General features: G+C 72.7%; 25 protein-coding genes. 7 read left to right on the top strand and 18 right to left on the bottom strand.

Annotated elements, in window-relative coordinates; genetic code table 11:
* Positions 1-93: 93 nt before the first annotated feature.
* The 7 genes from ACGFIW_RS14165 to ACGFIW_RS14135 all read right to left on the bottom strand — a co-directional run bounded on the left by ACGFIW_RS14165 (position 94) and on the right by ACGFIW_RS14135 (position 7,493).
* Positions 94-1,350, bottom strand: coding sequence for a PQQ-binding-like beta-propeller repeat protein (locus ACGFIW_RS14165; protein WP_393314514.1), 1,257 nt, complete (start codon positions 1,348-1,350; stop codon positions 94-96).
* Between the two features lie 101 nt (positions 1,351-1,451).
* A complete protein-coding gene (locus tag ACGFIW_RS14160) occupies positions 1,452-1,931 on the bottom strand; it encodes an SRPBCC family protein (protein WP_393314511.1) in 480 nt (159 codons plus the stop codon).
* Between the two features lie 89 nt (positions 1,932-2,020).
* On the bottom strand, positions 2,021-3,886 hold the full coding sequence (locus tag ACGFIW_RS14155; protein WP_393314508.1) for a helix-turn-helix domain-containing protein: 1,866 nt from the start codon (positions 3,884-3,886) through the stop codon (positions 2,021-2,023).
* A 220-nt stretch (positions 3,887-4,106) separates the two neighbouring features.
* A complete protein-coding gene (locus ACGFIW_RS14150; RefSeq protein ID WP_393314505.1) occupies positions 4,107-4,865 on the bottom strand; it encodes a hypothetical protein in 759 nt (252 codons plus the stop codon).
* A gap of 132 nt (positions 4,866-4,997) precedes the next feature.
* Positions 4,998-5,207 carry a DUF397 domain-containing protein gene (locus tag ACGFIW_RS14145; RefSeq protein ID WP_393314502.1) on the bottom strand — a complete coding sequence of 70 codons (210 nt, stop codon included), beginning with the start codon at positions 5,205-5,207 and terminating at the stop codon, positions 4,998-5,000.
* A gap of 223 nt (positions 5,208-5,430) precedes the next feature.
* Complete coding sequence (gene fahA / locus ACGFIW_RS14140; protein WP_393314499.1) at positions 5,431-6,627, bottom strand: fumarylacetoacetase; 1,197 nt, start codon at positions 6,625-6,627, stop codon at positions 5,431-5,433.
* Entirely contained in the window at positions 6,624-7,493 is an 870-nt protein-coding gene (locus ACGFIW_RS14135; protein ID WP_393314496.1) for a hypothetical protein, read from the bottom strand. The genes fahA and ACGFIW_RS14135 overlap by 4 nt, the downstream gene beginning before the upstream one ends.
* Positions 7,494-7,587: 94 nt before the next feature.
* On the opposite strand from ACGFIW_RS14135, the gene ACGFIW_RS14130 reads away from it, so the two are divergent.
* Positions 7,588-8,754 (top strand): homogentisate 1,2-dioxygenase, encoded by a 1,167-nt coding sequence (locus ACGFIW_RS14130; RefSeq protein ID WP_393314493.1) that lies wholly within the window; start codon positions 7,588-7,590, stop codon positions 8,752-8,754.
* A 141-nt stretch (positions 8,755-8,895) separates the two neighbouring features.
* On the opposite strand, the gene ACGFIW_RS14125 is transcribed toward ACGFIW_RS14130, so the two are convergent.
* The 4 genes from ACGFIW_RS14125 to ACGFIW_RS14110 are packed head-to-tail and all read right to left on the bottom strand — an operon-like array spanning position 8,896 to position 11,670.
* Complete coding sequence (locus tag ACGFIW_RS14125) at positions 8,896-9,924, bottom strand: tetratricopeptide repeat protein (protein WP_393314490.1); 1,029 nt, start codon at positions 9,922-9,924, stop codon at positions 8,896-8,898.
* A 10-nt stretch (positions 9,925-9,934) separates the two neighbouring features.
* A complete protein-coding gene (gene ispF / locus ACGFIW_RS14120; RefSeq protein WP_393314487.1) occupies positions 9,935-10,417 on the bottom strand; it encodes a 2-C-methyl-D-erythritol 2,4-cyclodiphosphate synthase in 483 nt (160 codons plus the stop codon).
* A gap of 16 nt (positions 10,418-10,433) precedes the next feature.
* A complete protein-coding gene (ispD, locus tag ACGFIW_RS14115; protein ID WP_393314484.1) occupies positions 10,434-11,129 on the bottom strand; it encodes a 2-C-methyl-D-erythritol 4-phosphate cytidylyltransferase in 696 nt (231 codons plus the stop codon).
* Between the two features lie 55 nt (positions 11,130-11,184).
* Positions 11,185-11,670 (bottom strand): CarD family transcriptional regulator, encoded by a 486-nt coding sequence (locus ACGFIW_RS14110; RefSeq protein WP_007073334.1) that lies wholly within the window; start codon positions 11,668-11,670, stop codon positions 11,185-11,187.
* Positions 11,671-11,998: 328 nt separating this feature from the next.
* Here ACGFIW_RS14110 and ACGFIW_RS14105 point away from each other — a divergent pair, with 328 nt between their 5' ends.
* On the top strand, positions 11,999-12,685 hold the full coding sequence (locus tag ACGFIW_RS14105) for a hypothetical protein (protein ID WP_393314481.1): 687 nt from the start codon (positions 11,999-12,001) through the stop codon (positions 12,683-12,685).
* A gap of 21 nt (positions 12,686-12,706) precedes the next feature.
* Here the strand turns inward: ACGFIW_RS14105 and ACGFIW_RS14100 are convergent, their stop codons facing one another.
* The 4 genes from ACGFIW_RS14100 to ACGFIW_RS14085 form a co-directional block, all read right to left on the bottom strand.
* Entirely contained in the window at positions 12,707-13,342 is a 636-nt protein-coding gene (locus ACGFIW_RS14100; protein WP_393314477.1) for a hypothetical protein, read from the bottom strand.
* A 32-nt stretch (positions 13,343-13,374) separates the two neighbouring features.
* The gene (locus ACGFIW_RS14095) at positions 13,375-14,424 is read right to left on the bottom strand and encodes a type III polyketide synthase (RefSeq protein WP_393314474.1); all 1,050 of its coding nucleotides are present in this window, start codon (positions 14,422-14,424) and stop codon (positions 13,375-13,377) included.
* 93 nt (positions 14,425-14,517) lie between these two features.
* The gene (locus ACGFIW_RS14090; RefSeq protein ID WP_393314471.1) at positions 14,518-15,684 is read right to left on the bottom strand and encodes an acyl-CoA dehydrogenase family protein; all 1,167 of its coding nucleotides are present in this window, start codon (positions 15,682-15,684) and stop codon (positions 14,518-14,520) included.
* Between the two features lie 42 nt (positions 15,685-15,726).
* A complete protein-coding gene (locus ACGFIW_RS14085; RefSeq protein WP_393314468.1) occupies positions 15,727-16,497 on the bottom strand; it encodes a methyltransferase domain-containing protein in 771 nt (256 codons plus the stop codon).
* A 46-nt stretch (positions 16,498-16,543) separates the two neighbouring features.
* Here ACGFIW_RS14085 and ACGFIW_RS14080 point away from each other — a divergent pair, with 46 nt between their 5' ends.
* The 4 genes from ACGFIW_RS14080 to disA all read left to right on the top strand — a co-directional run bounded on the left by ACGFIW_RS14080 (position 16,544) and on the right by disA (position 21,205).
* Complete coding sequence (locus ACGFIW_RS14080) at positions 16,544-17,383, top strand: UbiA family prenyltransferase (RefSeq protein ID WP_393314465.1); 840 nt, start codon at positions 16,544-16,546, stop codon at positions 17,381-17,383.
* Between the two features lie 140 nt (positions 17,384-17,523).
* Entirely contained in the window at positions 17,524-18,345 is an 822-nt protein-coding gene (locus tag ACGFIW_RS14075) for a hypothetical protein (RefSeq protein ID WP_393314462.1), read from the top strand.
* 85 nt (positions 18,346-18,430) lie between these two features.
* The gene (gene radA, locus ACGFIW_RS14070) at positions 18,431-19,888 is read left to right on the top strand and encodes a DNA repair protein RadA (protein ID WP_357067983.1); all 1,458 of its coding nucleotides are present in this window, start codon (positions 18,431-18,433) and stop codon (positions 19,886-19,888) included.
* 132 nt (positions 19,889-20,020) lie between these two features.
* Positions 20,021-21,205 carry a DNA integrity scanning diadenylate cyclase DisA gene (disA, locus tag ACGFIW_RS14065; protein WP_393314459.1) on the top strand — a complete coding sequence of 395 codons (1,185 nt, stop codon included), beginning with the start codon at positions 20,021-20,023 and terminating at the stop codon, positions 21,203-21,205.
* 6 nt (positions 21,206-21,211) lie between these two features.
* Here disA and ACGFIW_RS14060 read toward each other — a convergent pair whose 3' ends face one another.
* The 3 genes from ACGFIW_RS14060 to ACGFIW_RS14050 all read right to left on the bottom strand — a co-directional run bounded on the left by ACGFIW_RS14060 (position 21,212) and on the right by ACGFIW_RS14050 (position 23,134).
* Positions 21,212-21,934 carry a hypothetical protein gene (locus ACGFIW_RS14060; protein WP_393314456.1) on the bottom strand — a complete coding sequence of 241 codons (723 nt, stop codon included), beginning with the start codon at positions 21,932-21,934 and terminating at the stop codon, positions 21,212-21,214.
* A gap of 118 nt (positions 21,935-22,052) precedes the next feature.
* Positions 22,053-22,625 carry a peptide deformylase gene (locus tag ACGFIW_RS14055; RefSeq protein ID WP_393314453.1) on the bottom strand — a complete coding sequence of 191 codons (573 nt, stop codon included), beginning with the start codon at positions 22,623-22,625 and terminating at the stop codon, positions 22,053-22,055.
* Positions 22,622-23,134 (bottom strand): glycine cleavage system protein R, encoded by a 513-nt coding sequence (locus tag ACGFIW_RS14050; RefSeq protein ID WP_393314451.1) that lies wholly within the window; start codon positions 23,132-23,134, stop codon positions 22,622-22,624. The genes ACGFIW_RS14055 and ACGFIW_RS14050 overlap by 4 nt, the downstream gene beginning before the upstream one ends.
* A gap of 96 nt (positions 23,135-23,230) precedes the next feature.
* On the opposite strand from ACGFIW_RS14050, the gene ACGFIW_RS14045 reads away from it, so the two are divergent.
* Complete coding sequence (locus ACGFIW_RS14045) at positions 23,231-24,142, top strand: A/G-specific adenine glycosylase (protein ID WP_393314448.1); 912 nt, start codon at positions 23,231-23,233, stop codon at positions 24,140-24,142.
* Positions 24,143-24,306 lie beyond the last annotated feature (164 nt).

Here is a 24,306-nt window from a genome sequence, read left to right as displayed (position 1 = left end):
CCTTCCCGAGAAAAACCCGAACCGTGAAAAACATATCCTTTACGGACAAAGGGCATGGACGGTTCGGCTCCTCGGGCGTCGAAGACACCACGATCAGGTGGCGGCCAGGATCACCGCTTCCGCAGTCAGGTAGTAGCGCTTGTCGTCTCCGTCGGGGTCCACGGGCCTGCGGAGCCGTTCCACCGCGACGAAGCCGCCCCCGGCCCCCACCGCCCCGGGTGCCCAGCCCGTCCCGTCCCGTCCGACGTTGAGCGAGAACCGGGACAGTTGCCCCCCGGTCGCCGGGTCCAGCGTCACCAGTTCGTTGGTCTCGGTCAGCAGGTGCACCCGGCCAGGCTGCGCGGCCAGGACCCGCACCGCACCGAGGTCGGCCGCCCGCCACAGCTCTGCACCCGTACGCGCCGAACGACCCACCGCCACCCCGTCGAGCACCACGACGGCCCGTTCACCCACCACCGCGGCCCCGGCCGGATCGAGCGCGGGGGCGGCGACCGGCTCGCCGGCACCCAGCAGCCATCCCCGCCCGGCCGCGTCGCCCGGTCCAGCGGTGCGCAGGGCTGGGCAGTCCGACCGGCCGGTACGACAACCGAGCGGAGTCACCACCAACTCGTCCGACCCACCCGGCGGTCGCCATCGTTCGCGTACCGCACCCGTCGCCGCGTCCCGGAACTCGACAGTGGCCGGGCCGGCGCACCGGTCCAGGCCGATCAGCCGCCCGGAGGCGGTGGTGCCGACGTCACTGCGGCAACCGCCGGGCAGGTCGACCCGCCACAGTTGCCGGCCGCCGCTCACCTCGACCCCGCGCGCCTCGGTGTCTCCGCTGACCACCACCACCGTGCGACGGTCCGGAAGGTCGGTGAGGTGCAGCCCTCGCGGGTCCCAGACGGTGGCCGCCCCGGTACGCCTCACCACTGCCGCGCTCTGGACGGGCTCCGGGCCGTCGGCCCTCCAGAGCACCCGACCGGTCGGCGCGTCGAGCGCGACAAGTCGACCGTCGGACCAACGGCTGACCACCGTGCTGCCGCTGGCCACCACCCCGGTCAGCTCCGCCGGCCAGCGCCGGTACGACCAGTACGGGCTGGTCCGATACCGCCCGTCCACCGGCCGGTCGGCGTAGACCTGGCGGTGCGCGGCGTACACCCGCAGCCTCCCGTCCACGATCAACGGGGCGACCGGCAGTCGACCGACCACGCCGGCAGCCGGCTGGGCCGCGGGCGGATACTCGGCTCGGGCCACCGTGCTCACCTCGGCCGGCGCGAGCACCCGGTAACCGATGACCACGACGGCCACTGTCGCGAGCAGCGCCACGACCGCCATCGCGAGCCGTCGTCGGCCCCTCGGGATCCCCATGCCGCACCTCCGCCCGGCACCCTACCCAGCGGAACCGACCGGACCCCGCGCAGGTAACGGCGACCACGTGCGCAGGTGCGGGCGAAGGTGACCGGCCGCGCTCAGGCGGCTTCGACGGAGCCGGCACCGGCCGCGACGGCCAGGTCGGCGAGGTCGCGCCGGAGCGCCACCTCGACCGCCCGCGCGGCGAGGTGGCCGAGCAACAGCGCCACCACCCGGCCGTACGGAGCTGTCGGCACGGCCTCGTGGGTGACGGTGACCGCCGTACAACCTCGACGGCGACGCCGGACCTGTCGCAGACTCCAGGTGATCCGGTAATCCACGCCGGCACCGGAGGAACAGAGCACCAGCCGGTGTGGGGCCGATGTCTCCACCACCAGGAACTCTTCGGTAAGCGTGCGGCCGTCGGGCTGGGCGCGCTCCTCACGCCAGGCGGTGCCCGGCCCGAACGGGCCCGGGGTGAGCACCTCGATCGGGCCGGCGGCGGTCAGCCGGGCCGCGCGGCCGGGCAGGTCGGTCAGCAGACACCAGACATCGACAGCGTCCGCCTCGATGAACCTGGTAACCGCCACCGTCGACATGCCAGCCTCCCGTGTCCCCGACGGTACGCGGAGTAAGCGCCAGCCGTGGCCCCCGGAACGAATTTCCCACAAACGCGGACCGGGGGGCGCTACGGCTTGAAGAGGAACACCTGCACGTTGTCGTTGAAACAGGACACCTGGGCGACGGCGGTGCCCGCCGTTCGGCCACCGTCGACTGGGCCGATGCACATCTTCGGTGCGGTCGCGGCGTGCAGCCGGTAACCCTGGCCCGCGTTCGTCTGGACCGGTTCGAGGACAAACCGCTGATCCGGACGATCGCAGTAGCCGCGCGGTGCCAGCAACTGCCCGTGGGCGGTCGATGGTTCGCCGTTCGGGTCGGGGTCGACCTGTAGGCATCCGCCGCCGCCGGACGGGCGCGCCCAGTAGATCTGGTACGTGTCCGCCGCGACCTTCCGCAGCTCGCTCGCGGCGGGCTCGGCCTCGGCACACGGGACGATCACGGCCACCTCCGGCCGGTCGTTCCCGGGTTCCGGACCCACGCCCACACAGTTCGACCCGCCGACAGTGGCCGCCGGCATCATGCGGTACTTCCCGGCCGCGGGCAGCGCGGCGGCGACCGCCCTCGTCGGCGATGCCCTGGGTGACCTCGGCGCCCTGGTCGTGGGCGCCGGTACGACGATGATCGCCGGAGGGCTGGGGCTGGCTGTCTTCCCGTCGCGATCTTTCGACAGCAGTTGCCCCCCGTCGTCCTGGGCGACGGTCGGCCCCGCCTGCACGCCTGTCGGGCCGTCACCCCGGTTGGCATCGCGGAGTGCCCGGACCGCCACGCCGACGGCCACCAGGACCAGCAGGACAACCATCGCGCCGAGGAGCACACGCGTCGACCAGCCGGCCCGAAAAGCCAGCGGCGGCACAAAGTCGCGCAGCCGCAGCGGTGCGACAGCCGCCCCGTCGGCCTCCGCGGCCCGCTTGCGGTGCAGCCCTGACCAGGCGCCGTCGCGCCGGTTCCGCACCGCCGTGGCCAGCGGCCCGTCGGAGTACGCGTGGACACGCGACGGCCGGTCCGCGGCCGGAACCGATTCACCCGCGCCCGCCTCGGACAGCACGCCAGCCGGCTCGGACCACGCGTCAGCCGGCTCGGGCAGCGCGCGAGTCGGCTCGGACCGCGTTGCGGCCGGCTCGGACCGCGTTGCGGCCGGCTCGGACCGCGTTGCGGCCGGCTCGGACCGCGTTGCAGTCGGCTCCGGCAGCGCGGCAGCCGGCTCGGACCGCGTCGCGGCCGGCTCGGACCGCGTCGCAGTCGGCTCCGGCAGCGCGGCAGCCAGGTCGGGCCGCGTCGCGGCCGGCTCGGGCACCCGGGGCGACGCCGCGGCTTCGCGCGGGGCGGACGAATTCGGCTCGGGCGCGTATCGGTGCGGCTTCTCGACGGCGGCGGCTGGCTCGTCGCTTGCCAACCCGGCGACAGCCGACCCCGGGGTCACCGTCTCGCTGCTGTCCGGCTCGTCGCCGGTCGTCTCCGGCGGCCGCACGCCGTCGCGTTCCCAGTCGGTCACCTGCGACAGCTCGGCCGGTAGGGGCGGTACCGCGTCGAGCAGCCCCCACGGCGGGCGGACCCTCGGCTCGTCGGCGATCGAACTGGCACCGGCTGTCCCCGCGACGGTGGCGACGGTGGCGACCGGCTCGGGCTGACCGGCCGCGGCCGCGGCGAGTCCCTTGCGCACCGTGATCCAGGCGTTCACCGTGTCCTGATCGCCGCCGCACGCCCGGACGAAGGCCGCGACCAATTCCTCCCTCGGCAGGGTGGCCCGGCCCAACGCCGTGTTCAGCGTGCTGTGCGGCAGCACGTCGCCAGCCTCCTGCGCCTTCCTCGTAACCTGCCGGATGGTCAGTCCGGACCACTGACGGAGCGCCCGCATCTGGGCCACGAACTCGGCCGCCGAGCGGGCGGCCTGTGGGTCAGGCGCCCCACCGGCGGTGGACTGCTCGTTCGCCATCGACCGTTCCTCCCCCGTGCTTAGCCAGCCCGACACCCTGCTGGCGCATCCGAGCGTCGACGTCGCTCGATTCCGACCGCGTCGTGTCGACAGTGGACGACCCACCGCCCGGCCGGTTGAGCATGGCCGGGCGGTGGGAACGTTTCAAGTCGGTACGACTGATGATCAGGCCAGAGAGCCGGTGCAGGTCACCTGAGCGGGGCCCGCGGCGGTGCGCCGACTAGTAGGTGAAGCACTTGTGGTGCGTGGGGTCGTACGCGCGGATCTTGTTGTAGACCCGTGAGCAACTGCCCTTCTCCGTGATGGTCTGCCAGGCCGATGGCTGACACGATCGCATGTCACCGCACTGGTTGGTGCGGTAGGAAGCGGCCCCGGCCATCCACCCGCGGACGATGCTGCAGTTCGTCAGCTGCTTGTAGACGTACTCGCCGCCCCCCGAACGGAACTGCACGTACGCGTCGCCCGGCTTGGAGTTGCGGGTCGCCCAGAACCAGGGCGACGTCTTCTGCCACTGGAACGTACGGCGCGGGCTGTACCGCTTGTATCCGTGCCCTTCGCACGGCCTGGCCTTCTTCGCGCCGGCGGCGGCCCGATCGGCGGTGACCTCGTCGCCCTGGGCCAGTTCGCCGCTGTCCTCGGCGGCCTGGTCGGAGTCGGCGTCGGCGCTGCCCTCGGCCACGTCGCTGCCGTCAGCGGCGGCCTGGTCGGCGGTGACCTCGTCGCCCTGGGTCAGCTCGCTGCTGGACCGTTCGGCGATGGCCCGTTCGGCGGTGCCGTCGTTGCCCTGGGCCGACGTGCCACCGGAGCCTTCGGCGGCGGGCTCGATGACCTGCACGCGACTCTTGGCGGCGTTGGCGTTGTCACCCGAGCCGGTCACCAGGGCGAGGATCACGCTGAGCGCGACGAGCAGGGAGATGATGCCGAGGATTGCGTTGCGTGTGTTGGGGCGAATTCCGCCCACAACCGAATGGGTTCTCATGTCCTCCAGACCAGTTGTACGAACTGGTCTCGGCAAGCGATCCGCCGTCTGGGACAGTCCCGGACGACCACCGGGACAGGCCCTGGACGACGGTTCGGCACCGGTCGTCGCCGACCGGTGCCGAAGCGCCGGTCAGCCTTCGAACCGACCGACTCGAATCGCGCCGATGAACGCCGTCCACCCGAGCGGGCTGACCGCGAGTGTGGGGCCGGTCTGGTCCTTGGAGTCGCGGATGGCGACCAGACCATGGACATCGACCAGGTTGTCTGCCACTTCCACGCAGAGCCCCTGGTCGTTGGAGCGGCTGCTGGTACGCCAGACCGCGCCCGCGAGATCGTGCATCGTCGTTACCTCCGTGTGCGATGGGCCCCACCGCCGCTGGTAACCAGGAGGGTGGCCCGGACCGTGCGGCGAGGCGACGTATCCGGACGATCAACGGTTCAACCAGGGCCGGCGGTCGCACAGCCGGTGCGATCACGGGTCCCATGGGCGAGACGGACGGAACGAGCCCGGTCAACAGACCGGACGGAACGGGCCCACTCAGCGGGCCGGCCGGACGGCCTACTCAGCGGGCCGGACGGACCGTGCCGGTGACCTCGCCCAGGGCGATGGTGGTGCCGTCCGGGCCGGGAGCGGTGGCGGTGATGGTCACCGTGTCGCCGTCGGCAAGGAAGGTGCGGCTCTCGTCGCCCACCGCGACCGGCTCCGCCCCGCCCCAGGTCAGCTCCAGGAACGAGCCGACCTGCGACCGGTCGGGGCCGGAGACGGTGCCGGAGGCGTACAGGTCGCCGGTGCGCAGTGCCGCGCCGTTGACGGTGAGGTGGGCCAACTGCTGGGCGGGCGTCCAGTACATGGTGGCGAACGGTGGTTCGCTGACCAGCGCGCCGTTCCACTCCACCGCCAGCCGAAGGTCCAGACCCAGGTGCGGCACGTCGCGCAGGTAGTCGACCACCGGCGGGTCCTGGTCGGGGGCCGGCACGAAGGCGTCACCGAGCGCGTCCAGCGGCGTGACCCAGGCCGAGACCGAGGTGGCGAACGACTTGCCGAGGAACGGGCCGAGCGGCTGGTACTCCCATGCCTGGATGTCCCGAGCGGACCAGTCGTTGACGAGCACCACCCCGAACACGTGGTCGGCGAAGTCGTCGACGGACACCCGATCGCCCAACCCGCTCGGTACGCCCACCACGAAGCCGACCTCGGCCTCGATGTCGAGGCGTACCGATGGGCCGGTGACCGGGCCCTCGGCGGAGGCCCGCTGGCCGGTGGGCCGGGTCACCGGCGTGCCGGAGACGACCACCGTGCCGGCCCGCCCGTGGTAGCCGATCGGGAGGTGCTTCCAGTTGGGCAACAGCGCCGGCTGACCGGGGCGGAAGATCTGCCCGACGTTCGACGCGTGGTGCTCGGAGGAGTAGAAGTCGACGTAGTCGGCGACCTCGATCGGGAGCAACAGCTCCACGTCGTCGAGGGGCACCAGCATCGGCTCCACGGCGGCCCGGTGCGTCGGGTCGGTCAACAGCTCGGTGATCCGCTGCCGCACCGCGACCCACTGCGGACGGCCCAACGCCATGAACTCGTTCAGGGTGGGCCGGCACAACGCCCCGGCGGCCAGCACCAGCTCCGCGGCCTCCGCCGCGGCCAGGTCCAACACCCACGACCCGATCCGTACGCCGATCCGCGGCCCGCTGCCGTCGCACTGGAAGACCCCGTACGGCAGGTTCGTCACCCCGTACGGCGAACCGTCAACGCCGGTCACCCAGGTCATGCGTCGTAGCCCCCGTTCACCAGCCCCAGCCGGATCAGATCGGTAAGTGGTTCCAGGATGCTGCACGAGCCGAAGCCGACCCAGAGTGGGCGGGGCTCGTGCAGCCGTGCGGTGGCGCGTTCCAACAGGGGGCGCGGGTCGAGCGCCGTCAGCAGCTCGGCGACCCGGCTCACCCCCGCGCCGTCGGCGGCGGCCAGCGTCGCGGCCAGCACGTTGGCGTACCCGTGGTGAGTGAACCCGGTCTCCGGGTCGAGGTGCCGGACGGCCTGGTGCAGCCCGGCGGTGAGCTTGAACGGCAGGTCCCGGTCCCGGCAGGCGCAGATCACCGTGGCCAACTCGGTCGGGGTCGGGAACAGTTCGGCGGCCAGGCCGCCGGTGCGGAACTTGGCCGCGATCGGCACACCGTCGGCGCGGGCGGCGGTGAGCGCGTCCAGTGCGCCCATCAGCCCGAAGGTCAACGGAAGCTCGGCGTACACGGCCTGCACGCCCGGCATGGTGTCGGTCAGCCGCAGCAGTTCGGCGACGCCGGGCAGCGGGTCCTCACCGCGCTTGGCGACCGCCACCTCGACCTGACGCGCGGTCACACCGTCCGGTGCCAGGCGCGAGAGCGCGAGCGGCAGGTTCCCGATCCCGGTGTCACCGATCAGCCCGATCACCAGGCCCTCGCCCGGGTCGACCAGAGCACTCAGCTCGCCCGCCGCGACTGTCGAGGCGGGGATCAGCAGCGGACCGACCAGGTCCGCGTACCAGGCGGCGCGGTGCTGCCGGTGGGCGGCCACGGCGTCGCGCAGCGCGGCGCTGCCCGGCGGGAAGACGGCAGCGTCGTCCACCAGGCCATCGAGGAGTACGGGCACCTGCGTTGACACGGAACAAGAATGTACGGGACGCTACGAGGAACGGACAACAACGTCCGATTATCGGACACACCTGGCCGGTGGACGGGACAATTCGGGAGGCGAAATGCCGTATTACCGCAGCGTCGGCGAGGTGCCGCGCAAGCGCCACACCCAGTTCCGTCAACCCGACGGCAGCCTCTACGCCGAGGAGCTGATGGGCCAGGAGGGCTTCTCCTCCGACTCGTCCCTGCTCTACCACCGGCACGCACCCACCGCGATCCTGGCCGCCGACGAGTTCACCCCGCCCACGTTCACCCGGGCACCGAACCTGCCGCTCAAGCCCCGCCACCTGCGCACCCACAAACTGGACACCGGCGGCGCCGACCCGATCCTCGGCCGGCAGTACCTGCTCGCCAACGACGACGTCCGCATCGGGTACGTGCTCGCCGACCGGCCCTCGCCGCTGTTCCGCGACGCCACCGGCGACCACTGCCTCTACGTCGAGGCGGGCACCCTGCGGATCGAGTCCCCGTTCGGGGTGCTGGACGCGGTCGCCGGCGACTACGTCGTCATCCCCACCTCGACCATCCACCGGCTGGTGCCCACCGGCGACCAGCCGGTCCGGCTGCTCGCCGTCGAGGCGACCGGGCACATCGGCCCGCCCAAGCGCTACCTCTCCGTCCGCGGCCAGTTCCTGGAGCACTCGCCCTACTGCGAGCGCGACGTCCGCGGCCCCGACGCCCCGCTGCTCGTCGACGGCGAGGAGGTCGAGGTGCTGGTCCGGCACCGGCGCGGTTGGACCCGCCACGTCTACGCCCACCACCCGTTCGACGTGGTCGGCTGGGACGGGCACCTCTACCCGTGGGCCTTCTCCATCCACGACTTCGAGCCGATCACCGGCCGCATCCACCAGCCCCCGCCGGTGCACCAGACCTTCCAGGGGCCCAACTTCGTCATCTGCTCGTTCGTGCCCCGCAAGGTCGACTACCACCCGGACTCGATCCCGGTGCCGTACAACCACCACAACGTCGACTCCGACGAGATGCTCTTCTACACCGGCGGCAACTACGAGGCCCGCCGCGGCTCCGGCATCGAGCAGGGCTCGATCTCGCTGCACCCGTCCGGGTTCACCCACGGACCGCAGCCGGGTGCCGCCGAGCGTTCCATCGGGGCCGACTACTTCGACGAGCTGGCCGTCATGGTCGACACCTTCCGTCCGCTCGATCTCTGCGACGCCGCCAGTGGCTGCGAGGACGAGGGATACGCCTGGACGTGGGCGCGTTCTGTTTAGTCGCCCTGGGGGTTTTCGCCGGAGCCCGACCCGCTTCGGGCGGTCAGGCTTGATCCCTGCGCGGGTCGGGCTCCGGCGAAAACCTGACCTGGTCGAGCTGAGCGACGCTGGTGATCTTTACGGGTTACGCCGGGGGGTGGGTCAGCGGATGGCGGTTCTGGTGAAGATGGCGAACTCGGCTATCGCCGTGGCGACGATCGCCAGCACCAGGGGCCACGGGGAACCGACCACCGCGTAGACCAGCAGCAGCAGCGGCGCGGCGGCCACGGCGTAGATCGCCAGGGCCATCGCGCGGTCCGAGTGCAGCAGGGCGGGCAGGACTGTCCGGGTCAGTCCCGGCAGCCGGGCCGCGAGCTGCCAGACGACAACCCCGCCGGTGAGCGCGGCGAGGACCGCCAGGATGCGGGAGAACCCGTCGTTCGCCGACGCCGCGAACGCGACGAGCACCGCCGCCACCAGCGACCAGCCCGCGCCGTAGAGCACCAGACGGTGCAGCCCGTACGCGAGGGTCCGTGGCGAGTCGATCCGGCTCGGGCTGATCGTCACCGCCTCGGCGACGTGTGCCAACGCCTCCGACCAGCGGCGCTGCTCCAGCCGCAGGACACCCACGTCGTGCGTGGCATCGGCGAGACGTGGGTCGAGCCGCAGCGCCTCCCGGTAGGCCCGCTCGGCCAGGTCGAAAAGGTCCAGGCGGGCGGCGACCAGACTGAGCACGAGGTGCGCCTGCGACTCCTCCGGAGCCAGTTCGACGCCACGCCAGGCCGCGTTCAACGCCGGTTGGCCGTTACGGGCGTCCGCCAGGATCGCCGCCGCGCTCCGCTGGGCGTACGCGTCGGCCGGGCCGAGGGCGAGGATCCGGTCGGCGGTGGCCGCCGACTCGGAATACCGCTCCAGGTCGGCAAGCGCCATGGCCCTGGCGACAAGCGGCGGGAGGGACTCCGGCGCGACCGCCACGGCCCGGTCCGCGGCGGTGAGCGCCTCGGCTGGGCGGCCGGCGGCCAGGTGCACCCGGGCCAGCATGGTGAGGGCGTCCACGTCGTCGCGCTGGAGGGCCAGCCCGTAGGTCAGCTCCCCGACCGCCTCGTCGTGGCGGCCGAGCTCGGCGAGAAGTTGGGCCCGCTGGACGTAGCCGTCGGCGGCGGACTGGTCGGGGGCCGGGTCGCTGGACATCGCGGCGAGCCTAGGCGGCCGGCGCGTCGTACACCAGGGCCACCGCGATGCCGGTGAGCCCTTCCTCGCGGCCGGTGAAGCCAAGCCCGTCGGTGGTCGCGGCGGAGAGGGTGACCGGAGCGCCGACGGCGGCGGACAGCACCTCCTGCGCCTCCGCACGACGCTTGCCGATCTTGGGGCGGTTGCCGATGACCTGCACCGACACGTTGCCGATCTCCAGGCCGCTTGCCCGCACCCGGCGTGCCGTCTCGGTCAGCAGCGCGACCCCGGACGCACCGGCCCACTCCGGCTGGCCCACCCCGAAGGCGGAGCCGAGATCACCGAGACCGGCGGCGGAGAGCAGCGCGTTGCAGGCGGCGTGCGCGGCCACATCGGCGTCCGAGTGCCCGGCGAGGCCGTCCTGGTCGGGCCAGAGCAGGCCCGCGACCCAGCAGGGCCGGCCAGGCTCGAACGCATGCACGTCGGTACCGATGGCCACCCTGGGAACGATCATGACCAGAGAGTACGCGTCACGCGGAGGCGGCAAGCAGGTGCTCGGCCAGCGCCAGGTCGAACGGCCGGGTGATCTTCAGGGCGTACTCCGAACCCGGCACGCAGCTCACCGCCACGCCCTGCTTCTCGACCAGCCCGGCGTCGTCGGTGAGGGGGTCGCCGGCCGCGGCGTGCGCGGCACTGAGCACGGACCGGCGGAAACCCTGCGGGGTCTGCACCGCACGCAGGGCGGAACGGTCGACGGTGCCGAGCACCACCTCGTCGGCACCGACCTCCTTGATCGTGTCGACGACCGGCAGCACCGGGATCACCGCGGCCCGTCCGTCGCGAACCGCCGCCGCGACAGACTCGACGAGCTCGGGTGGGGTGAGCGCGCGGGCGGCGTCATGCACCAGGACGATCGTCGGGCCGGCGGGCACCGCGGCCAGCGCGGCGGACACCGACGCCTGCCGTTCCGCACCGCCCGCCACGACGATGACGGGCGCGACCGGGGCCAGCAACTCGCGGACGGCCTGCACCTCGGCGACCGGTGCGGCCACCACGATCGTGTGCACCGACGGCGCGGCGGCCAGTCGACGCACGGCGTGCACCAACAGCGGCTCGCCGGCGAGCAGACGCAGCGCCTTGGGTCGACCGGGACCGAGGCGTACGCCAGCACCCGCCGCAGGCACGAGGACCGCGACGTCACCGCGCGGATTGAGCTGCGCGGTCACGTCGCGGTCCTCGGTGGTTTCTTCGCTACGTAGCGGGATGACGATGCTGTGCGGACTAGGCCTCGGTCAGGACCTTGTCGAGCAGCGTCTCCGCCTCATCCTTGGTGCTCTTCTCGGCCAGCGCGACCTCGCCGACGAGAATGTCGCGGGCCTTGGCAAGCATCCGCTTCTCGCCCGCGGAGAGGCCCCGCTCCCGCTCCCGACGCCACAGGTCACGCACGACCTCGGCGACCTTCAGCGGATTGCCGGAGGCCAGCTTCTCCAAGTTGGCCTTGTAACGCCGCGACCAGTTGGTCGGCTCCTCGGTGTGTGGAGCCCGGAGAACGTCGAAGACCTTGCCGAGGCCCTCTTCGCCGACAACCTCACGCACGCCCACGATCTCGGCGTTCTCGGCCGGCACCCGGACCGTCAGGTCACCCTGCGCGACCCTCAGGACGAGGTATTGCTTAGGCTCGCCCTTGATGACCCGAGTCTCGATTGCCTCGATGAGTGCGGCCCCGTGGTGGGGGTAAACAACGGTCTCGCCGACACTGAAAACCATAGGTTCGAAACCCCTTTCGCTGTGTCTAGGGTAACACGCTCAGGCACCGATGTCTCACCGATGTCCTGACCGTTGGCGCAGCTCAGGGGCCCTGTGAGAGGTCTTGCTTCAGCTTGACAGGCGGTCAAACCGATGGTTCGAACACGCTCCGTAACGTGCGGATGACTGCCCGGCACGGGTGAACAGAACGTCGAGATCAAGGGCTATGCGCTTCTCCCATGGTATCCCGGCCAGCGGGAATGCGCCCAGGTGTAGCGGGAGGTGCCCCTGGTGCGCGACGCTGGAGACCGAGCCGCACTCCGCTCTCGAGACCCTTGCAGGAGGTCCGATGGGCAAGCCGGATGCCGAGGGCCACGGGCCGACCGAGGGCCTGCCCGGCCTGCCACCCGAGTGGGGCCGCGTCGTGGTCCCCGACGACGCCTCGGCGCTCGCCGGCGAGGCCGCCCAGGTGCGCCGCGAGCTGCGCCGCGCCGCCCGCGACCGCTCCGGCCACCTCGCCCTGCCACTGCTGGTGCTGATGGTCGCGGTGCTCACCACGATGGCCGGCCTCCTCGCCGTCGCCTGGCCACGCGCCAGCCGGGGCACCGACCGCCCGACCCCGGCCCCGTACGCGCCTCCCGCGACCGTCGCCGGGCGGGCACTGCCCGCGCTCGACCTGGTCGGTGCCGCCCAGGAGCCGGTGCCGCTACGCGGCCTGCTACCCGCGATGATCATCCTGGTGGACGGCTGCCCCTGTCCCGAGCGGATCGGCGAGGCCGTGACGGCAGCGCCGGCCGGCGTCGTGGTGGTCACCGTGGCCGGAGGGCGGACGGTCGCGACCCCGCCACCCGACGGCAGGGGCGTCCGGGCACTGGCCGACCCCGCCGGCGGGCTGCGGTCGTTCCTGGGCCAACCGGCCCGCCCCGGCACCCTGACCGCGCTGCTCGTCGACCGCGACGGCGTGGTGACCCGGGTGTTGCCCGACCTGGGGACCGTCGACTCCTACCGCGGCGACCTGAGCGCCCTCGCCGGCTGACGCCACGCGGGCCGGATGGCCCTAGCGAGGCAGGCCGACGAGCTGCGCCTCGACGTCGATCTCGCGCATTCCGACGGTCGCCAGCGACACCCGGAACGGCCGACCGTGCGAAAGCACCTCGGTGGTGGTGATCGTGCCGTCGCAGTCGATCTCGGACGGCCCGGCCAACTCGCCGTCGAAGACCGTCACCGACAGGGTGCCCGGCCTGGTGCACCGGTACTGCAGCAGGTAGCGGGAGTCACCGCCGCCCGCCTGCCGGACGACGCGCTGCCCCGACACCAGCACCGTCCGCTCCCGCCAGATCGTCTCCCGGAACGAGGGCAGATCACCCTTGAAGAAGAGCCAGCTCGGATCACCCTCGATGTCGATGATCTTGCCGTTGGCCGGGTCGATCACCGCCCGCGGGGCATCCACCGCCCGGACGCCCGTCCCCGTCTCTCCATCGACCCGGGCGGTCAGCTCACCACCGGGGACCAGGACGCGATCCAACGGCGTGCTGACGCTGGGCCCCACGGCAGGCGCGGTCGCCACACCAGCAGGCCCGGCCGCCGGAGAGGGCGCGGCCGAACGCCACCACCAGCCACCGGCGACAAGGACGGCCACCGTCGCACCGAACAGCACCGCCGAGCGCAGCCGCTCATCCGCCGTCACATCCACCCATCCAGCGTAACGCCGCAGGTGGCGGAGACTCAGTCCTGTCGATCGAGCAGGGCAGCGTACAGCGTGAGGCCGGGGCCGAAGGCCAGCATGACGACCCGTCGAGCCGCCGGCGTCGAACGGGCCAACCGGTCCAGGATCAGCAACACGGTCGGCGACGAACAGTTGCCGTGCTCGTCGAGCGTCGCCCGGGACGCCGCCAACCCCTGCGGAGGAAGCGCCAACTCCCGCTCCACCACGTTGAGGATCCGCGGACCGCCCGGGTGCACCGCCCAACCGTCCACGTCGGAGTTGGTGACGCCGTGCCGGGCCAGCAGCTCGTCGACCAACCCGCGGACGTGCCTCGAAAGCACCTGCGGCACCTTCGGCGACAACCCCATCCGGAAGCCGGCATCCGTGACGTCCCAGGTCATGTGGTCGGCGGTCGAGGTGTCGGTGACCGAGGTGACCTCGCGTAACGCGTACCCCCGGCCACCGGGCACGACCACGGCGGCGACCGCGGCGTCCGAGAAGAGCGCGTGGGAGACGATCTGCTGGGTGTCCACCCGGGCGCTGGACGGCTGGATGTGCAGGCTGGTCAGCTCCGCGCAGAGCAGTAGCGCCGGCCGCCCCCGCGCGGTGACGAAGTCACTCGCCGCACCCAGCCCCGGCAGTGCCGCGTAACAGCCCATGTGGCCGATGAACATCCGCTGGGTGTCCGCGGCCATGCCGAGGTCCCGGGCGAGCAGGATGTCCAACCCGGGGGTGGCATAGCCGGTGCAGGAGCAGACGATGAACAGCCCGATGTCACAGGCGCCCAGCCCGGCGGCGGTCAACGCACGACCCACCGCCTCCTTGCCCAACGGCAGAGCCTCCACCTGGTAGCGGCGCATCCGGCGCTCGGTCGGCCAGTCCGAGACGTCCTCCAGCAGCGGGTTGACCGCCGCCTGACGCCGGGTCACCCCGGAGTTCGCGAAGACCCGCTCGGCCAACGACCGGGTGGTGCCGGTGAAGTGCCGGGAGAAGAAGCCCTCCCACAACTCGTCCTGCGAAGCGGACGGCGGCTGCGCAGCCCCGAGCCCCGCGATCACTGGTACGGACACGATCCCCACCTCTCGTCAGATGCTGTCCTCCCCCTGGCCGTCCCACCAGCCGCCTCGGCTGGCCGTTCTTTCCTGCGAGCCCCGTGGCCGGGCTCACCAACGCGGTGCCGATCCGTCACGATCCGGGTCGCCGCCCAACGCGGCGATGCCGAGCCAGTCGGCGCAGACGTCCGACGTGGCCGGGTGCAGTGAGCCGCAGCGGGCATCCCGGTAGAGCCGCTCCAACGGGTGACCACGGCGGGTCGCCGAGGTGCCGGCCGCCTCCAGCACCGACGCCGCCACCTCCGCGGCAGTGGTGCCGGCGAGCAGCTTCGCCCGCCACACCCAGCGGTTGGTCTCCTCGTCGCCCGGTGCCTCGTCCACCCGACGGGCCGCCTCGGCGACCACCAGTTGGGCGGCCGCCGTGGCCGCGTCCGCCCGACCCAGTCGGGCCCGCACCGCCGGCAGACCGGCCAGCCGGCGCTCGTTGAGGTGCTCGACCGCCGCGTCGATCGCCGCCCGGGCGACCCCCACGTAGACGGCCGCGTAACTGGCCACCAGCCAGTGCGGCATCAACTGGGCCACCACCAACGCCAGACCCTCGACACCGCCGAGCAGCCGGTCCGTGGGAACCGTGACGTCCAGGTGCAGGTCGTGTGAGGAGGTGGCCCGCATGCCGAGCGCGTCCCAGGTCGGCTCCACGGTCAGGCCGTCACCGGCCGGCACCAGGAACTGTGAGACCACCGACTGGTCGCCCGCGCTGCGTGCCGCCACCAGGTAGCCATCGGCGTGCCCGGCACCGGAACAGAACGTCTTGCTGCCCTTGAGGTGCCAGCCCCCGTCGGTCGCCTCGTAGACGGTGCTCAGTTGGGACAGCCGGGCGCCGGCGCCACGCTCGCTCATCGCGACCGCGTACCAGGAGCCACCCGCGGCGGCGGCGAGCAGCCGGTCCCGGGCGGCCAGCGCCTCGTCCGGCACGCCCAACGCCTCGGCCAACTCCTCGGTGACCGCGCCCAGCGCGCCGGTCACCGAGGCGTGCATGTTGAACACCAGGGCGGTCGCCCCGTTGCCCCGGGCAAGCTCAGTGGCGACTGCGGCGTACTCGGCGAAGGTCGCTCCCATGCCTCCCAGCGCGCGGGGCACCAGCAACCCGAACAGGCCAGCGTCCCGCAGATCACGGAAGTCGTCCACCGGAAAGGAACCGTCCCGGTCGTGCTGGGCCGCCCGCGCGGCGAACCGGGGTGCCAACCGGCGGGCCGCCTCAAGCGCGTGCACCGTCATCTCGCCTCCTCCTCACCAGTGCCGTACCCCGCCACGGCCCGACTATCCGTTTCGGACCCCCCAGCCCTGGTAGAGCACGGCGGTGGACCGGGTGGGCACGATGCGCGGGATGGTGCCGGTCGGCGTCGCACCCGGCCGGCTCGCGCGGGCCCGCCGCAGCAGCCAGGCGACCAGGCCGGTGACCTGCGGGCGGATGCCGCGCACCCGCAGGTCGACACCGTGTCGAGCGCACTCGGCGACCAACGCCCGGGCATCCACGAACAACCGTGGATCGTGGATGCCGCGCGGCACCGTCGGCAGTCGCTCGGCGATCCGTACCGCGACGAGCCGGGCCAGCGCCGTGTCGTTCAGGGTGTCCAGCACGAGGAGGCCGCCCGGGCGCAGCAGCCGGCACGCCTCGGCGACCACCCGCGGCCAGGCCGGCACGTGCTCCAGCAACTCGCCCGCCGAGACCACGTCGGCGCAGCCGTCCGGGAGCGGCACCGCTGTCGCGTCACCCTGGACGACGCGCACGCCGTGCTCGGCCGCCTGGACCAGCGCCGAGTGGGTCAGATCCACACCGACGTGGCGGTAGCCCCTGCCGGCCAGGTGTGGCGCGAGCAGGCCGGCACCGCAGCCCAGGTCCACGAGCAACGCGCCCGGGCGGGTCGTCGGTGGCACCAGCGCCGCGCGGGCCGCGGCAAGCCAGTGCAGCATCGCGAACGCGCCATCCGGCCGCCACCACTCACCGGCCAGGTCGTCGTACTGGCGCGGGTCGTTACGCGGCAACACCCTCGGGCCGGCGGGCGTCGCGGCCGCAGCCACGTCTCGCATGGCACCGAGCGTGGCACGACTGCTCGGTAACGACCAGACTTCCCTTATGTCGTCGAGGGTGTTAGGGCTGGTCAGAGCGAGCCATCCAGAACCGGGCGCGGCGGTGACCACGGTCGCCGGTCTGCTGGCGTGGGGAGTGGGCCACCGGGCGTCCGGAATCGTCTCGGTGGTGCTCGCCGTGCTGGCCAGTCAGCTCGCCGTCGGCTGGACCAACGACGCACTGGACGCCGAGCGGGACGCCACTGTGGGGCGTACCGACAAACCGGTCGCCGCCGGCGCGGTCGGCCGGCGCGCCACGGCCTGGGCCGCGGCGGTGGCCGCGCTCGCCTGCCCGCTGCTGGCGCTGACCACGAACCCGACGGCGGCGTTCTGGCTGACCGTCGCCCTGGTCTCCGCGCTGCTCTACGACTGGCCGCTCAAGGGCACCGCCTTCTCGGTGCTGCCGTACGCCGTCTCGTTCGGCGCCCTGCCCGCCTTCGTGGTGCTGGCGCTGCCGGGCCAGCCGGCCCCACCGGTCTGGTTGGTGACGGCGGCGGCCTGCCTGGGAGCCGGGGCGCACTTCGCCAACGTGCTGCCCGACCTCGACGACGACGCCCGGACCGGCGTGCGCGGCCTCCCCCACCGGCTGGGAGCCGCCGGCAGCCGGGCGGCGGCGGCCGGCCTGCTGCTCGCGGCGACCGCGACCCTGGTCCTCGGACCACCCGGGCCGCCGTCGGCCATCGGGCTGGCGGCGGTCGGCACGGCCGCCGTGGTGCCGGCACTGAGCTGGTACGCCGGACGCTCGGCGGTCCGGGCGGGCCGGCGGCCGGTGGCGGCCTTCCGGGCGGTGATGCTGGTGGCCCTGATCGACGTGGTCCTGCTGGTGGCGAGCGGTCGGGTGGTGTGAACGGCACCCGGCCAGGTGGCATTGCCGGGTCCCCGTGCGGGCCTCGATCAGCCCCAACTACCCTGGAGCGCGGTCTGCGCGGGTATGGCCACCGTGCCCGGCATGCGGTCCGGGTGGGGATTGTGACGAGGAGGACCGACGTGACGCGCTCGATCAGGGGATCCCGGCGGGCGGCCCTGTTGCTGTCCGGGATTGCGGCAACGGGCCTGCTGGCGTCCGGATGCGGCACCGGTCAGATCGCCGAGACCGCGTTGAAGGAGCCGTCGGTCCAGGGCGTCAACCTCACGACCAACAACGGTTCCTTCTCCGTCCGGGGCCTGCTGGTGAACTACCCGGGCGTCGAGGGCTACAAGGCCGGCCAGGACGCCCCGCTCAACGCCGTGATCTACAACGACTCCAAGGAGACGGTCACGGTCACCATCACCACCGAGAGCGCTCGCGAGGTGCGGATCAGCGGCGGCTCGGCGAGCGCGTCGGCGTCCGCCTCGGCCAGCGCGTCGGCGTCCGGCAGTGCGTCCCCGTCCGGCAGTGCGTCCCCGTCCGGCAGCGCGTCACCGTCCGGCTCGCAGAGCCCGTCGGTCTCCACGTCCGGCTCGCAGAGCCCGTCGGCGACCCCGTCCGAGACCGGGTCGTCCTCGGCCACGCCGTCCGCTCCGGAGTCGGCGCGGGCGTCGGGTTCGGCCAGCCCCGCGGCCCCCGGCGAGCTGGCCCGGGTCGAGCTGGCTCCGCTGAGCTACCTCCAGCTCAACTCCGAGGCCACCTCGCAGCTCCGGCTGATCGGCCTGACCGAGGCGCTGCGCTCCGGTCAGAACGTCTCGGTGACCTTCGACTTCGGCAATGGCAACACGCTGACCGGCCAGGCGCCGATCGCGGTGCCGCTGACCCCGGCCGCACCCCCCTCGCCGGTCATCGAGCGCGAGGGCGGCTACGAGGGCGACGAGGGCGGCACGTCCCACGAGTGACACGACCTCCGCATCGACGGACGCCCCGGCGTGGTGACCACCACGCCGGGGTGTTTTCGTCGTACGAGGGGGCTAGCGTCCTGATGTGACCACCTCCCGATCGACCCCTCCGCGTGGCGGCACGACAAATGCCGCCCGTGGTCGGTCCACCGCCCGCGAGCCTCGTCCGGCCTACCAGTGCGACGCCTGTGGGCACCAGCCGCCCAAGTGGGTGGGGCGCTGCCCGGAGTGCGGCGAGTGGGGCGCGGTGGTCGAGAGCACGGTGACCGGCCCGACGGTCTCCGGTCGGGTGGTCAGCTCCCGGGTGCCGTCCGAGCCGGCCCGGCCGATCGCCACCATCAGCGCCGCCCCGGCCCGCGCCGTGCCCACGGGGGTGAGCGAGCTCGACCGGGTGCTCGGCGGCGGCCTGGTGCCCGGAGCCGTGGTGCTGCTCGCCGGCGAGCCCGGCGTGGGCAAGTCGACACTGCTGCTGGATGTGGCCCAGCAGTGGGCGGTCAATGCCGGCAGCCCCTCGCTGGTGGTCAGTGGCGAAGAGTCGGTCAGTCAGGTGCGGTTGCGCGCCGAGCGGATGGGCACCCTGCACGACAGGCTCTACCTCGCGGCAGAGAGCGACCTGGCGTCGGTGCTCGGCCACCTCGACGCGGTCAAGCCGGGCCTGCTGGTGCTCGACTCGGTGCAGACCATCTCCACCACCGGCACCGAGGGGGTGCCCGGCGGGGTGACCCAGGTGCGCGCGGTCACCGCCGCGCTGGTCTCGGTCGCCAAGGAGCGCGGCATCGCCACCGTGCTGGTCGGGCACGTCACCAAGGACGGCCAGGTGGCCGGGCCGCGGGTGCTGGAGCACCTGGTCGACGTGGTGTTGCACTTCGAGGGTGACAAGCACTCCTCGCTGCGCCTGGTGCGCGGCGTGAAGAACCGGTTCGGCGCGGCCGACGAGGTCGGCTGTTTCGAGATGCACGAGGGGGGCATCAGCAGCCTGGCCGATCCGTCCGGGCTGTTCCTGACCCGCTACGCGGAGCCGGTCCCGGGCACCTGCGTGACGGTGGCCATGGAGGGGCGACGGGCCCTGGTCACCGAGGTGCAGGCGCTGATCGGCGCGACGGTGGCCGGTTCTCCCCGGCGCACCGTCTCCGGCCTCGACTCGGCGCGCCTGGCGATGGTGCTCGCGGTGCTGCAACGGCGCACCGAGCGGCTGACCCTGCACGACCGGGAGGTCTTCGCCGCCACGGTCGGCGGCATCCGGGTGGTGGAGCCGGCCGCCGACCTGGCTGTCGCGTTGGCGGTCGCCTCCGGCGGGCTCAACCTGGCCATCGCGCCGCACCTGGTGGCGATCGGCGAGGTGGGCCTGACCGGCGAGGTGCGTCGGGTCGGTGCGGTGCCCCGCCGACTGGCCGAGGCGGCCCGGCTGGGGTTCAAGGTGGCCCTGGTGCCGCCCGGCTGCGGCCCGACCAGCGCCGGCGCGGGCCCCGAGCAGATGCGCGTGACCGAGGTCACGGATGTCCGTTCTGCACTGCACCATGCGGCTCGCGCGTCCGCTGAGTGACCCACTGTGCCGACCGAGACGGCGAAACCGGACAGCACGTCGCAACCAGGAAACGGGTTGGAAGGGCCGCATCGTGACACATCACAGTAACCACGACAGCACCCACCGCACGGCAGTCCGTAGACTGTCCCCGTGCCGATCGACCGCGATACCACCAAGCCAGCCGGCGCGCCGCCCCAGGCCCGCACCGGCGCCGTGGGCTCGCCCGCCCGCACGATCAGCGTGAGCGTGACCGCGGGAGCCACCGGGAGCGCCGGGGACCCACTGCGCGCCAACCTCGCCCTGATGGCCCCGGGCACCGCCCTGCGCGACGGTTTGGAGCGCATCCTGCGCGGCCGCACCGGCGCGCTGATCGTGCTCGGCTACGACAAGGTCGTCGAGGGCCTGTGCACCGGCGGCTTTCCGCTGGACGTGGAGTTCTCCGCGACGCGGGTCCGGGAGCTGTGCAAGATGGACGGCGCCGTCGTGCTCTCCAGCGACGGCACCAGGATCGTCCGGGCGGCCGTGCACCTGATGCCCGACCCGTCCATCCCGACCGAAGAGTCCGGCACCCGGCACCGCACCGCGGAGCGGGTGGCCCGACAGACCGGCTATCCGGTCATTTCGGTCAGCCAGTCGATGCGGATCATCAGCCTCTACGTCAACGGCCAGCGGCACGTGCTCGACGACTCGGCGGCGATCCTCTCCCGGGCCAACCAGGCGCTCGCCACCCTTGAGCGATACAAGCTCCGACTGGACGAGGTCTCCGGCACGCTCTCCGCACTGGAGATCGAGGATCTTGTCACCGTCCGGGACGCGGTGGCCGTGGTGCAGCGCCTGGAGATGGTTCGCCGGATCGCCGACGAGATCGCCGGCTACGTGGTGGAGCTGGGCACCGACGGTCGCCTGCTGGCCCTGCAACTCGACGAGCTGATGGCCGGCGTGGACGCCGACCGGACGCTTGTCATCCGGGACTATCTCCCGGTGGGCCGCAAGCCGCGCACCCTGGACGAGGCACTTGTCGAGCTGGACCTGCTCGGCGCCACCGAGCTGATCGACCTGGTGTCGGTGGCCAAGGCCATCGGCTACCCGGCCGCGTCCGACGCGCTGGACGCCGCGGTCAGCCCTCGCGGCTTCCGACTGCTGGCCAAGGTGCCGCGGCTGCCGGTGGCCGTGGTCGACCGCCTGGTGCTGCACTTCGGCAGCCTCCAACGGCTGCTCGGCGCGACCGTCGAGGACCTGCAGGCCGTCGAAGGGGTCGGCGATGCCCGGGCCCGCGGCGTCCGTGAAGGGCTGTCCCGGCTCGCCGAGGCATCGATCCTGGAACGGTACGTCTGATCCGGCTCAGCCGGTGACGGTCAGTTTCACCGGCGCGCTGAGCTTCGTGCCGACCCGGGCGAACACCTCGTACGCTCCGGTCGGCGGGAACGGCCCGCCGGCCAGCCCGCTGCCGTCGCACCGGCTGGTGTCCCGCCCGTTCCACGCCACGCTGTAGGAGCGCTCGAAGTTCGGGGTGAAGGACTGCACGTCCGAACCCTGGACCTTGCCGCAGGTGTCCGAGGACCAGATCTTCTCCGCACCGGACTTGATGAAGATCTCCTGCGCCTCGGCACCGACGTTCCGGCTGCACGTCCGGTCCGACGTGTTTTTGATCTTGAGTTCCAGGTCGACGAGCGCCCCCCGCTGGACCGAGGTCGGACTCGCCACCGACACCACCCGGATCTCCGCGTCGGTGCAGGTGCCGTCGTCCTCCGCACCGGCGGCCGCACCCGGTGGAGGCGTGTTGCTGGTGATCGCGGGGCTCGGAGTCGTCGCACCGGCACCGGCATCGGCGGAGGCGGACGGCGGCGGAGCCCCGGTCTGTGGAGTCAGCAGCGGCCCGTCCGGACGGCTCGTTCCGGTGGGCGTGGCCGTGGACGCCGCTCCCGTCTTCGGGTCGTCGTCGGAGCGACCCGAGTTGGTGCAGGAGTAGAGCAGGACAATCAGGAAGAGAAGCCCCGCTCCGAGTACGACGACGCGACGCCGCCAGTAAACGGCGGGTGGCAGGGGGCCGACCGTCAGACGCATGATGCCCCCCACCGTAGCCGCGCTGCGCCCACCAGCGGAGCGCGACGCGCCGAAGCCCTCCCGGGACACCCGCTGCATCCTCCACTGAGGACGGACAGCCCGAGTGTCCGGCACCCGATCAGAGGTAGACCTTGCGCTGATAGACGGCGTGCGCACCGGCCACCCGATCCAGAAAGAGCAACCCCGCGCAGTGGTCGATCTCGTGCTGCAACGCCCGCGCCTCGAAGCCGTCGGTCACCAACCGGACCGGCGTGCCGGTGCCCGGCAGGTCACCCTCGACCACCAGCCGGCTGGCTCGCTTCACGTCCCCGGTCAGGTCCGGCACCGACATGCAGCCCTCCCGGCCCGGTTTCCACCGGGTCGCCTCGACCACGCGCGCATTGCACAACACGAAGGTCCCGTGCACCGTGACCGCCTTCGGATGCCCAGTCACGTCCACCGCGAAGACACGAGCACCCACCCCCACCTGCGGTGCCGCCAACCCGACGCAGCCCGGCGACACCCGCATCGTCGCCACCAGGTCGGCCGCGAGCTGGACTGTCTCGTCCGCCGTGGGATCGACCTCTCCGGCGGCCCGACTCAGCACCGGGTGCGGGGCGGACAACACCGCCCGCACCACACCCGACAGGGTCAGCGACTCCGGTGTCCAGCCGCCCAGACCGGCGTCCGGGACGCTCTCCGCGGCGGTCACAGCAGATCCGGGTCCGCCGGACGGAGCGTGACCTCCACGCCCAGCTCCGCAGCCGTCCGATGCAGCCGGTCGACAAGTGTGTCAGCCACGCCGGCCGGCAACTCGACCTCGGCCAACACCACGTAGAGCGAACCCGCCAACCGGGTGCTCAGGTCGGTGACGTTCCCGCCCGCGTCGACAAGCACCCGCGTCATCGCCGCCACGATGCCCATCCGGTCCGAACCGTGCACCGCCATCACGTACGGCTCACCCACCGCGGGCACGTCGCCGTCGGGAGTCACCGCGCGTACCGTCGCCAGCAGTTGACCCTCGGCGGCCAGCGGCGCCAGCGCGGCCTCAACCTCGACGACGGCCGGCCCAGTGCAGATCAGGGTCATCGCGAAATGCCCCCGCAGCCGCGTCATCGTGCTGTCGGTGAGGTTCGCGCCCAGTCGGGCGAGCACCTCGGCGACGTCGGCCACGATGCCCGGCCGGTCCCGACCGATGACGGTGATCGCGAGCTCGTTCATCCGCGCATTCTCGCCGATCCGTCCGGCGCCCTCCGGACACCCCGCCCGAACCGCCCATCCAGCGGGACCGCACCACGTGACATCATCGACGGCGCCATGACTCAACCCGATTTCGCCACCCTGGTCAGCCGATGGTTCCAACAGCACGCCCGCGACCTCCCGTGGCGTGCGCCGGGCACCAGCCCGTGGGCCATCCTGGTCAGCGAGGTCATGCTCCAGCAGACACCCGTGGTCCGCGTGGTGCCAGCCTGGCATGCCTGGCTGGCCCGCTGGCCAGAGCCGGCAGCGCTGGCCGCGGACACCCCCGCCGAGGCAATCCGGATGTGGGGACGCCTCGGTTACCCCCGTCGGGCGCTCCGGCTGCGGGAATGCGCGGTCGCGATCGTCGACCGGCACGGCGGCCAGGTGCCGGACCGCCTGGAACAACTACTGGCCCTGCCCGGGGTCGGCACGTACACGGCGCGGGCGGTGGCAGCCTTCGCGTACGGGCAGCGGCACCCGGTGGTCGACACCAACGTGCGTCGGGTGGTCTGCCGGGCCGTAGCCGGCGAGCCGGACGCCGGGCCGGTCACCCGGCCAGCCGACCTGGTCGCCACCGAGGAGTTACTCCCGGCGCAACCGGCCGCCGCCGCGCTGGCCAGCGCCGCGTTCATGGAGCTGGGCGCGGTCATCTGCACCGCCCGGTCACCGCGCTGCACAGCCTGCCCGGTCGAGTCGATCTGCGCGTGGCGGGCCTCCGGCCAGGAGACCCCGACCGGGCCGACCCGCCGACCCCAGCGGTACGCGGGCACCGACCGACAGGTACGCGGCCTGCTGCTCGCGGTGCTCCGCGAGACCACCGGACCGGTGCCGCACCAACGGCTGGACCAGGTCTGGACCGATGCCGTTCAGCGCGCCCGAGCCCTGGCCGGCCTGGTGCAGGACGGGCTTGTCGAACCGGCCGGCACCGATTCCTTCCGCCTCGTCGGCGACGGCCCGTCCGTCCCCACCGCCGACCTGACCACCTGACCCACTCCAGGCGGGCCGGGCCGTTGGGTGGTGATCCACGACCGTCGGCAGGCCAGCGCGTTTGCCAGACTCCCACCTCGGACGGCCAGCACGCTCGGCCTCTAGGTAGGCCCGCGCCCCACCGACCGTCCCCGCCCACAGCGCCCACAGCGCCCGCACCTGCC

The sequence above is a fragment of the Micromonospora sp. NPDC048935 genome (genome assembly GCF_043197875.1).
In the GTDB taxonomy this organism is placed as follows: Bacteria; Actinomycetota; Actinomycetes; order Mycobacteriales; family Micromonosporaceae; genus Micromonospora.
The sequence above is the reverse complement of the archived record's forward strand: the minus strand, read 5'-3'. Positions and strand labels throughout refer to the sequence as shown.

What these genes read in the sequence shown, in the direction of transcription:
- ACGFIW_RS14125 (WP_393314490.1), bottom strand. Translation starts at nt 9,924, where the DNA reads ATGTCCAGCGACCCGGCCCCCGACCAGTCCGCCGCCGACGGCTACGTC.
- ACGFIW_RS14160 (WP_393314511.1), bottom strand. Translation starts at nt 1,931, where the DNA reads ATGTCGACGGTGGCGGTTACCAGGTTCATCGAGGCGGACGCTGTCGAT.
- ACGFIW_RS14150 (WP_393314505.1), bottom strand. Translation starts at nt 4,865, where the DNA reads ATGAGAACCCATTCGGTTGTGGGCGGAATTCGCCCCAACACACGCAAC.
- ACGFIW_RS14155 (WP_393314508.1), bottom strand. Translation starts at nt 3,886, where the DNA reads ATGGCGAACGAGCAGTCCACCGCCGGTGGGGCGCCTGACCCACAGGCC.
- ACGFIW_RS14050 (WP_393314451.1), bottom strand. Translation starts at nt 23,134, where the DNA reads ATGAACGAGCTCGCGATCACCGTCATCGGTCGGGACCGGCCGGGCATC.
- ACGFIW_RS14145 (WP_393314502.1), bottom strand. Translation starts at nt 5,207, where the DNA reads ATGCACGATCTCGCGGGCGCGGTCTGGCGTACCAGCAGCCGCTCCAAC.
- fahA (WP_393314499.1), bottom strand. Translation starts at nt 6,627, where the DNA reads ATGACCTGGGTGACCGGCGTTGACGGTTCGCCGTACGGGGTGACGAAC.
- ACGFIW_RS14085 (WP_393314468.1), bottom strand. Translation starts at nt 16,497, where the DNA reads ATGCGAGACGTGGCTGCGGCCGCGACGCCCGCCGGCCCGAGGGTGTTG.
- ACGFIW_RS14105 (WP_393314481.1), top strand. Translation starts at nt 11,999, where the DNA reads ATGGGCAAGCCGGATGCCGAGGGCCACGGGCCGACCGAGGGCCTGCCC.
- ispF (WP_393314487.1), bottom strand. Translation starts at nt 10,417, where the DNA reads ATGATCGTTCCCAGGGTGGCCATCGGTACCGACGTGCATGCGTTCGAG.
- ACGFIW_RS14165 (WP_393314514.1), bottom strand. Translation starts at nt 1,350, where the DNA reads ATGGGGATCCCGAGGGGCCGACGACGGCTCGCGATGGCGGTCGTGGCG.
- ACGFIW_RS14060 (WP_393314456.1), bottom strand. Translation starts at nt 21,934, where the DNA reads ATGCGTCTGACGGTCGGCCCCCTGCCACCCGCCGTTTACTGGCGGCGT.
- ACGFIW_RS14080 (WP_393314465.1), top strand. Translation starts at nt 16,544, where the DNA reads ATGTCGTCGAGGGTGTTAGGGCTGGTCAGAGCGAGCCATCCAGAACCG.
- ACGFIW_RS14110 (WP_007073334.1), bottom strand. Translation starts at nt 11,670, where the DNA reads ATGGTTTTCAGTGTCGGCGAGACCGTTGTTTACCCCCACCACGGGGCC.
- ACGFIW_RS14090 (WP_393314471.1), bottom strand. Translation starts at nt 15,684, where the DNA reads ATGACGGTGCACGCGCTTGAGGCGGCCCGCCGGTTGGCACCCCGGTTC.
- ACGFIW_RS14045 (WP_393314448.1), top strand. Translation starts at nt 23,231, where the DNA reads ATGACTCAACCCGATTTCGCCACCCTGGTCAGCCGATGGTTCCAACAG.
- ACGFIW_RS14130 (WP_393314493.1), top strand. Translation starts at nt 7,588, where the DNA reads ATGCCGTATTACCGCAGCGTCGGCGAGGTGCCGCGCAAGCGCCACACC.